The sequence below is a fragment of the Acinetobacter sp. Marseille-Q1618 genome (genome assembly GCF_902809855.1).
Lineage (GTDB): Bacteria > Pseudomonadota > Gammaproteobacteria > Pseudomonadales > Moraxellaceae > Acinetobacter.
The window spans coordinates 1-7,971 of the sequence record NZ_CADDWJ010000007.1; the positions used below are offsets into that span (position 1 = coordinate 1).

The 7,971-nt window shown below is 35.0% G+C and carries 10 protein-coding genes; 5 read left to right on the top strand and 5 right to left on the bottom strand.

Features of this window, described 5'->3' with window-relative positions; translation table 11 throughout:
- From HUS24_RS16875 to HUS24_RS16885, 3 genes are all read right to left on the bottom strand, one after another.
- A partial coding sequence (locus tag HUS24_RS16875) for a plasmid replication DNA-binding protein (protein ID WP_217424369.1) occupies positions 1–314 on the bottom strand: 314 nt, incomplete at its 3' end.
- Entirely contained in the window at positions 307–1,278 is a 972-nt protein-coding gene (gene repM / locus HUS24_RS16880; RefSeq protein ID WP_173913117.1) for a replication initiation protein RepM, read from the bottom strand. The genes HUS24_RS16875 and repM, both read right to left, overlap by 8 nt.
- Before the next feature lie 601 nt (positions 1,279–1,879).
- A complete protein-coding gene (locus HUS24_RS16885; RefSeq protein ID WP_173913118.1) occupies positions 1,880–2,302 on the bottom strand; it encodes a conjugal transfer protein TraD in 423 nt (140 codons plus the stop codon).
- A gap of 240 nt (positions 2,303–2,542) precedes the next feature.
- On the opposite strand from HUS24_RS16885, the gene HUS24_RS16890 reads away from it, so the two are divergent.
- From HUS24_RS16890 to HUS24_RS16910, 5 genes are all read left to right on the top strand, one after another.
- Positions 2,543–3,466: a MobA/MobL family protein gene (locus HUS24_RS16890; protein ID WP_173913119.1), complete on the top strand. Its 924-nt coding sequence runs from the start codon at positions 2,543–2,545 to the stop codon at positions 3,464–3,466.
- A complete protein-coding gene (locus HUS24_RS16895; protein WP_173913120.1) occupies positions 3,463–3,978 on the top strand; it encodes a hypothetical protein in 516 nt (171 codons plus the stop codon). Before HUS24_RS16890 ends, HUS24_RS16895 begins: the two co-directional genes overlap by 4 nt.
- 135 nt (positions 3,979–4,113) lie before the next feature.
- Positions 4,114–4,914, top strand: a complete 801-nt coding sequence (locus HUS24_RS16900; RefSeq protein WP_173913121.1) for a site-specific DNA-methyltransferase — start codon at positions 4,114–4,116, stop codon at positions 4,912–4,914.
- The gene (locus HUS24_RS16905; RefSeq protein ID WP_173913122.1) at positions 4,914–6,467 is read left to right on the top strand and encodes an AlwI family type II restriction endonuclease; all 1,554 of its coding nucleotides are present in this window, start codon (positions 4,914–4,916) and stop codon (positions 6,465–6,467) included. The genes HUS24_RS16900 and HUS24_RS16905 overlap by 1 nt, the downstream gene beginning before the upstream one ends.
- Positions 6,468–6,571: 104 nt before the next feature.
- Complete coding sequence (locus HUS24_RS16910; RefSeq protein WP_173913123.1) at positions 6,572–7,234, top strand: hypothetical protein; 663 nt, start codon at positions 6,572–6,574, stop codon at positions 7,232–7,234.
- 183 nt (positions 7,235–7,417) lie between these two features.
- Here the strand turns inward: HUS24_RS16910 and HUS24_RS16915 are convergent, their stop codons facing one another.
- Positions 7,418–7,561: a hypothetical protein gene (locus HUS24_RS16915; RefSeq protein WP_173913124.1), complete on the bottom strand. Its 144-nt coding sequence runs from the start codon at positions 7,559–7,561 to the stop codon at positions 7,418–7,420.
- A gap of 21 nt (positions 7,562–7,582) precedes the next feature.
- Positions 7,583–7,971 (bottom strand): DNA-binding protein (locus HUS24_RS16920; RefSeq protein WP_173913125.1); only part of this gene is annotated, 389 nt, incomplete at its 5' end.

Below are 7,971 nucleotides of genomic sequence, written 5' to 3' on the forward strand. Positions count from 1 at the left end.
GCCACACTTTTTAATTCAATGAGTGTCTGCATGCGGTCAATTTGTTGCATCAGACGTTCTTCACGTTCCTGATATTTTTTAACTTCATTTTCTAAATGAGTAATGAGCTTCTGTGTTGCTTGGTCGATATTTTGTTCGATGAATTTACTTGGTTGAGATGCTGAATTAGGCTCTCCAAAGCATCGAATAACTTCTGCAAGATCAAGTTGACCATCACTAGAGCGTGATAAGCGTCCATTGCGTATAGCTCGGTAAACAGTTGATCTATCAATATTGAACTGTTTAGAAACTTCACTAAGCGATAATTTAGCCATTTATAGAGTCCTTTTTATTTGATGGCATATATCCAACCTTTATCAAATAAGGTAAAAGCTCTTTAATGCGTTTAGGATCTTGTAGCATTTCCGCTATACGGACTGCAAATTGAGGGTAACTTTCAGTACCTTGCGAGTATTTTTCCATTTCAGGCAATTCAGAAAGTTTATTGGCAAATAAATGGCGTTGGGCATCTGACATTTTTGAAAAAATATCGACTTTGTTTGAATCTTTTTGATCTTTTAGTGATATTTTTTCATTTTTCTTTTGCTGAAATTTAAAGGAAAAACCTGAAATATTTCTTCCCTGCTTATGTTGTTCATAATTAACAGTAATATCTGTATGTGCGTTAATTTGCTCAATAGCAAGGTGTAAAACTTTTTCTTTCAATTGCCCCATTCGTTGATATTTATCATCTCCAATACCTAACTTTGATCTAAATTCATATAGATCAATTAAAGGCGTTTTTCCTGTACTACGCCAAGCAATCAGAAGCTCATATAGGCGAATAGCATAACCACTGGTTAAGTTTGCTACTTGTTTTAATTCATAGCTTGTAAGGTGTTTTTCTAAGTATGTAATCAACGGTAAAACAGCAGGAGCAAAAGTAAACTCAATGGTTGCAGAGTTATCAATATATGCAATGTCTGATACCCAACGAGTAGTCTTATGAGCTATACCTTTCCCTCTACTTTCTTGATAACTGAATTGTCTTGAAAATAGAGACTTACAGGCATCCTTTAATGATTCATAAGCTGTGCTGTGACTCACATTAAATGTATTAATATAACTTTCTGCTGTAATTTCAATAGGTTTGTTAAAGGCAATGTAATCAAGAGCCATGTTATGAGTGTGTTCTCTAATAATTACAATCGCCAATAAAATCAGCCGTTGTTCAACAAGACCAAGACTATAACTAGCATTAATTAGGGCATTATCTTTGACAACCAAATCATTTTTCACATAAATACACCTTTATAATTTAAGTATATTTGTACACCTTTATAATTTAAGTGTCAATATTATCGGAATTGGTGTACTTATATATCGGAATTGGTGTACTTATATATCGGAATTGGTGTACTTATATATCGGAATTGGTGTACTTATATAGACTAAAACCATTGCTATATAAAGCTTTCCTTAGGCTTAAAAATTATTAAAAATAAAAATTATTAAAAATGAAGCATCAATAAAAATTGCCCTATGTTTTCGCTACGCTCAAACTCTATTGAATCTCGCTTTCGCTCGATTCGAGGGGCAATTTTTTGGTTCATGTTTTCGTGAAGTTAAAAAGAGCAAAAGCAAAGGCAAGAGCATGATGAATTCGCTTCGCTCATAGAACTTTTTGCTCGCTATGCTCGGTCTAGGAGCCAGTTTAAACATGTGATTTATGCTTTTTTAGGCTATACAGCCTTAAAAAGCGGTTTTTCAGAAGGTCTAGGCGCGACTTTTCGTTGTGGCGCTCGTAGACACTCGCTAAACACACTGTTTTGAAGCAGATCAGACCATCTTTTAAATCCATTTCTAATCAACAAGCTTTATGACGAGTGAATAAATGAGGTTATTTCGCTTTATTTTGCGCTGTACGCTCGTTTAAGCAGGTTTGACCTATCTCAGCCCATATTTCCCATTTTGGGTCGTCTGGTGCGATTTCAGCAGTTTTTAACAGGATGCCTAAAAGTTCAGCTGGGTTGCGCTGATCCAATGCTGCAATTTCAAATAATGCACCCAATTGAATCAAGTGTCTGGTTCTGGCTTTACGTTCTGCCTCTTTTTCAGCATTGAGTAATTTACGGACGGCTATTTTTTCTTTGTTCGCTCGGTCTATGGCTTTTTCTGCTTTGATCAGTGTTGCTAATTTTTTTTCTTGTTCGGGTGTGCGTTGTGAAATATTGGAAAGTTCTAAAAGTAATTGCTGGGCATCACTCGGATTTTTTAATGCAGCAATGTAAGTTAATTTTTCAGATAGCCATGTGTTATTCATCTTGTGTGCCTTGATAAAATATTTATTCGATTACAAACAACGATAACAAAAATAATTGCCGTATCGTCCACTATTTTTGTTATAACGTCTTAGTGAATCTCAATCGTATTTCCATCAAATTTTTTGATGGCGCGCTTAGACGTTTCTATCTTCGATAGAAACCTAATCACGACAGGGGTTCCCCCTGTACCCCAAAAACTTGCTGCGCAAGTTTTAAAAAGCAAAAGCAAGGTAATCACAATGGCAATTGCACGATTAAGCGTAAAGGTTGGCAAAGTCGGAAAAGCATCAGCGCATGCCGAATATATTGACCGTGATGGTCGATATGAAAAACAAAAACTGGATGACTTAGAACATGCAGCTTATGGAAATATGCCGAAATGGGCAGAAGAAAATCCTAATCTGTTTTGGCAAGCTGCGGATTTGTATGAGCGAAAAAATGGCAGTACCTACCGTGAATTTGAGATTGCCTTGCCGAGAGAATTAAGCCCAAAGCAACGGATTGAATTGACCCAAGATTTTATTGCTCAGGAGATCGGGACAAAATATCCCTATCAACTGGCGATCCATAATCCAAAGGCGATGGATGGCTTAGAACAGCCGCATGCACATTTGATGTTTAATGAACGGCTGCAAGATGGGATTGAGCGCGACCCAGCACAGTATTTCAAACGCTATAACAGCAAAACACCCGAAAAAGGCGGAGCTAAAAAAGACAATACAGGCAAAGACCATAAAACCCGAAAAGATGAAATCAAGGCATTACGACAAAGATGGGAGGATTTGAGTAATCAGCACTTAGAACGTGCAGGACTGGATACTCGAATTGATATGCGGAGTTACAAAGATCAAGGCATTGAAAAAGCACCTGAAAAAAAATTGCTCCCGAGTCAAGCCAAAGATCCTGTGGTCCGTAACGCATTGATGCAGTCCAGACAAGCGGATCGACTGGTGCAGCAGTATGACTTAGGCGATTTGAGTCAAGAACTGGCGAAGATCCAACAGGGGAAAAGTTTGGCGCAAGAGATTGAACAAGGCAAAGCAGCGTTTAAGGCTGATTTTGAGCAGTTTAAGGCACAGGCTTTACAGCAATTGAAAGAACAACAGAAGTTAGAACAGGAACAAGAAAAGTTAAACCCACCATCTAGGGGGATGGCGCGATGACACCAGAAGAAAAGAAACTCTATGCGTTGATGGCGATTGCTGAAGAACAGCAGAATGCGATTCATCAGGCGATCCAAAATTTGAACTTAACGCAAGATCAAATTAAAAAAGTGATTGCTACACAAACCCAAGCAACGGTATCCAATGCCGTTGATGAGGGATTAAAACAAGGTGCTGAGCAAATGCTTGGAACAGCTAAGCAGATGAATCAATTGAATCAGGCTATTCAAAAGAATATCAATCAGTTGTCTTGGAAGTTCATTGCGTTATGTGGCAGTGGTATTTTTACCGTGGTCATGGCGATCATGGTGCTTTTTATAATGATGGTGCCTAGTTTAGATGAGATCCAACAGCGTAGAGCCGATTTAAAGCAGCTCAAGGAATATCCGCTGCAAGTGAGAAAGACCAGTGACGGTACAACAGTGGTTAGGGTGATGAGTAAAAAGCCATGTTATGCCTTTGGAGATTCAAAAATATATGATTGGTGTCCTATTGATCCTAAAAAATATTAGGATTTATGTTAAATATTGAGTAATTATTGAGGTATTAGGAAATGTTCTAGAGGCATCAACAGGATATCTAGCATCTAGAACACTGTTGTGAAGTATAATGGTTTTTATTAATTTTAATACATTTGTTGCCACTGAATGAACTCTTTATCACCTTCCAGCTATTCTGCTGAGCTAAATTTTGAATATAAATCAGATGATAACATCTCTAGAAATGTATCAATTCAACGTAATGACGTAATTTCTTTTTTACAAAGTTTGCCTGACAATAGTATTGATGTATTAACAACAGATCCAGCTTATTCTGGAATGAATAATAAGCTCAAGCTCGGTAAAGGACGCATTGTAGGAAAATATGCTGATAAAGGTACAGAACAAGCTAAATGGTTTAGTGAGTTTGATGATACCGAAGAAAATTACCATTTGTTTTTAAGTGAATGTAAACGAGTTCTGAATAAAGAAACAGGTCATATCTATTTAATGTTCGATTCATTCAGTTTGTTAACTTTAGGTGCTTTAGTCAGAGAGTATTTTGATGTTAAAAATTTGTTAGTTTGGGATAAAGTAAATATTGGTATGGGGCATTATTTCCGTCGTCGTCATGAACTAATTTTGTTTGCAACGAATGGTAATACTCGAAAAGTAAGTAGTAGATCATTACATGATATTTGGGATATAAAACGTATTCATAATTCCAAATATCCAACTCAAAAACCTGTAGAGGTTTTCGAGCGTATGCTTGAGGCTAGTAGCATTCCAGGTTTTACTGTTTGTGATCCATTCTTAGGTAGTGGTTCAGCTGCTCTTGCGGCAATAAAATATGATTGTAATTTTATTGGTTGTGATATTTCAGAGCAATCTTTTGAATTATGTAATGAAAGAATTCAACAATTTATAGATAATAACGAGGATATCTTAGAAAAGAGTTCTAAAAAATAATGGCATCGCTATCAAAGACTAAGCATTTATTTGGTTTTACTTCACCAAGAACCATTGAAAAAATTATTCCAGAATTAGATATATTAAGCCAGCAGTTTTCTGGAAAGGTATGGCGTGAAAATCAAATAAACTTCTTTGATGCAATTTTTAATTCTAAATTTTACGAAGGAACAACATATCCCCAAGATCCAGCATTAGCTGCCCGTGATCGGATAACTAGAGCTCCTAAAGCATTAGGATTTGTTCAATTGAAGCCACTTATTCAATTGACTAAAGCAGGTAATCAATTAGTTAATCAAAAACGGTTACCTGAGCTATTTACAAAACAATTGCTTAAGTTTCAATTACCTTCGCCCTATCATACTCAATCACCAACAGTAGATTTTAATGTTCGCCCTTATCTGGAATTACTTAGATTAATCAATGAATTAGGTTCTGTATCCAAAACTGAAATAGCTTTATTTTTCCTTCAATTAGTTAATTACCATAAATTTGATGAGATAAAAAATAAGATTTTAAAATTTAGGGAAGCTAGAAAAAAAAATCGTAGTGTTAGCTGGAAAACTTATGTTTCACAAGAGTTCGAAAAGCAAATCTCTATTATATTTAAAGATGAATTAAGAGCAAAAAACTTTAGAACAAGAGAAAGTTCCGATACATCTTTTAAAAAATTTTTAAAAACTAAAGAAGGAAATATGAGGGATTATGCAGATGCATTTTTCCGTTATATTCGTGGGACACAGTTAGTCACTATTGATAAAAATTTGCATCTTAAAATATCTAGTTTAAAACAGGATAGTGTTAATTTTTTATTAGAAAATACTGACCGTAATGCCTTAAATTTAAGTTTAGTTGAATATGAAAACTATCTTTTTGATCCAGATCAGCTAATTGTGCTTGAAGATAATCGTGAGCTAATTAACACTAAAATTAAAGATTTAGATGAATCTATAGTTATAGATTCTCTAGCAATTGATGATGCGAAAGATTTGTTAAATAATCTAGAAATTAAGCGAAAAACCAAAACGATAGAAGAGACTATTAACCATTTAAAACTCAGATCGGATATTGATGACATTTTAGATATCTTTGAAAAAATTAAGAAAAGAGAAGTTCCAGATGCTCCTTTATTTCTTGAATGGAATGTATGGAGAGCTTTTGCCGCACTAAATCATACACAAGCAATAGAAGGAAATTTCATAGTAGATTTAGATGGCATGCCTTTGAACACAGCTCCAGGTAAGAATCCTGATATAGAAATTAATTATGGTACTTTCTCATGTATTGTTGAGGTCACGATGTCTTCAGGGGAAACTCAATTTAATATGGAGAACTCTTCGGTTCCTAGACATTTCGGAGATCTTGTTAGTAAAGTTGACCATGATGCTTATTGTATATTTATCGCACCAAAAATTTCTGAAAGCACTAGAGCACATTTCTTTAATTTAAATAGATTTTCAACTAAGCGTTACGGCGGGAAAAAAAAAAATATGCCTATGTCTTTTGATGATTTTATTTTCTTTTTTCAAAAAAGAATAACTCATAATTTTTAGGATGTTAATAAATTAAAAAATTAGTTGGATAATTTAATTAGCTTCAATTTTAAATGTGAAGATGAAGAAATTTGGTTTGGGGAAATTAGAAGAAAAATTTCTACATGGGCACTATGATTATGAAATGCAATATTAATTTACAGAATTACGATTACGTATGTGATCCATGTGATCTTTGTTCTCCAAAATCTAAGGGAAACTATCCATTTAATAGTGATTTAGATAATTCAAAATCATTGGTTAATGAATTAGTACTAATGATAGAAGCATCAACTCCGTTCAAATGTAAAGATCCTGTGGATCATCGAAATCCAGATATAGTAGTCTTCAATCCAATTAATAATGAATTGATATGTCGTGTAGAAGCTAAAATGCTTGGCTCACAGGCATTTATGATGGCACAGAATTTTATTGGTTTAATGCCTAAAGAAGCTTTAGTTATTGATGAACCAAAATTTTTGCATTATTTACACTGTAAAAGAAATGATCCCATACAATTCACTAACGGACGTGAAGTCCCAATTTTTATAGTTTGGCAATGGCTAAGACCGTGTCCAGATATATACAATACTACCGTTTTTCAAGAAATATCTACTCTAGAGCCTATCTATGTTCGGACTGGTGGTAGACAATTTCAAAGAAGGGTAGCAAATAATGATTTTGCTAATGGAAGACGATTAGGTGTTATTGATAAAATTCACTTTTCAATGAAAGAATGTTTACCAATAGAGCAATTAATACCTAGGATTTTAGATTTAATAAATTAAGAGTTTCTAAAATTAACATAATACGCCTTATGCGAAATGCCCTCATGAAATTGAATTAAATCAAGACATTGAGATCCACTAAAAAGCCCAGTTTGAACAAACTGGGCTTTTTAGTGGATCATTCACACAATATGCCTGTTTTATATTCAATTTTGATTTTCATTGATAAACTTTACTGAACAATCATCTGTTTTGCTCTTGGGCTTTTTCACGTTGTTCTCGCTCCTTTTTAAAGGCTCGTTGATCTGAAATACTCGCCATGATCATGATCGGAATGCCAATCAGCAAAAAGGCAATACCTTGCAGGATCTCTTTCAATTTTTTCATACGCAATGCTCCTTCAAGAGCCTAGTCCTCATTGAATACTGCATTCAGTACCCGACCAAATAAGCCACGTTTTTTAGGTTGTGGTATTGCCACATTTTGCAACGTGGCATGCTGTGGCATAGTGTTGTTGCTTATTGTGGCTTTTGATTGTGGCACTGCCACATTTTCAGTTATTGAATTATTAATTTCTTTTTTATTATCATTATCTTGAGTGTCTGTCGCATGCTGTTGCGTTGTTGTGTCGCATGCCGTGGCATCTGATTGTGGCACTGCTGTGGCAGGTGCCACACTTTTTAATTCAATGAGTGTCTGCATGCGGTCAATTTGTTGCATCAGACGTTCTTCACGTTCCTGATATTTTTTAACTTCATTTTCTAAATGAGTAATGAGCTTCTGTGTTGCTTGGTCGA

Coding starts and splice junctions, on each gene's coding strand:
- HUS24_RS16895 (WP_173913120.1), top strand. CDS start 3,463: ATGACACCAGAAGAAAAGAAACTCTATGCGTTGATGGCGATTGCTGAA.
- HUS24_RS16910 (WP_173913123.1), top strand. CDS start 6,572: ATGGGCACTATGATTATGAAATGCAATATTAATTTACAGAATTACGAT.
- HUS24_RS16885 (WP_173913118.1), bottom strand. CDS start 2,302: ATGAATAACACATGGCTATCTGAAAAATTAACTTACATTGCTGCATTA.
- HUS24_RS16890 (WP_173913119.1), top strand. CDS start 2,543: ATGGCAATTGCACGATTAAGCGTAAAGGTTGGCAAAGTCGGAAAAGCA.
- HUS24_RS16900 (WP_173913121.1), top strand. CDS start 4,114: ATGAACTCTTTATCACCTTCCAGCTATTCTGCTGAGCTAAATTTTGAA.
- HUS24_RS16905 (WP_173913122.1), top strand. CDS start 4,914: ATGGCATCGCTATCAAAGACTAAGCATTTATTTGGTTTTACTTCACCA.
- HUS24_RS16915 (WP_173913124.1), bottom strand. CDS start 7,561: ATGAAAAAATTGAAAGAGATCCTGCAAGGTATTGCCTTTTTGCTGATT.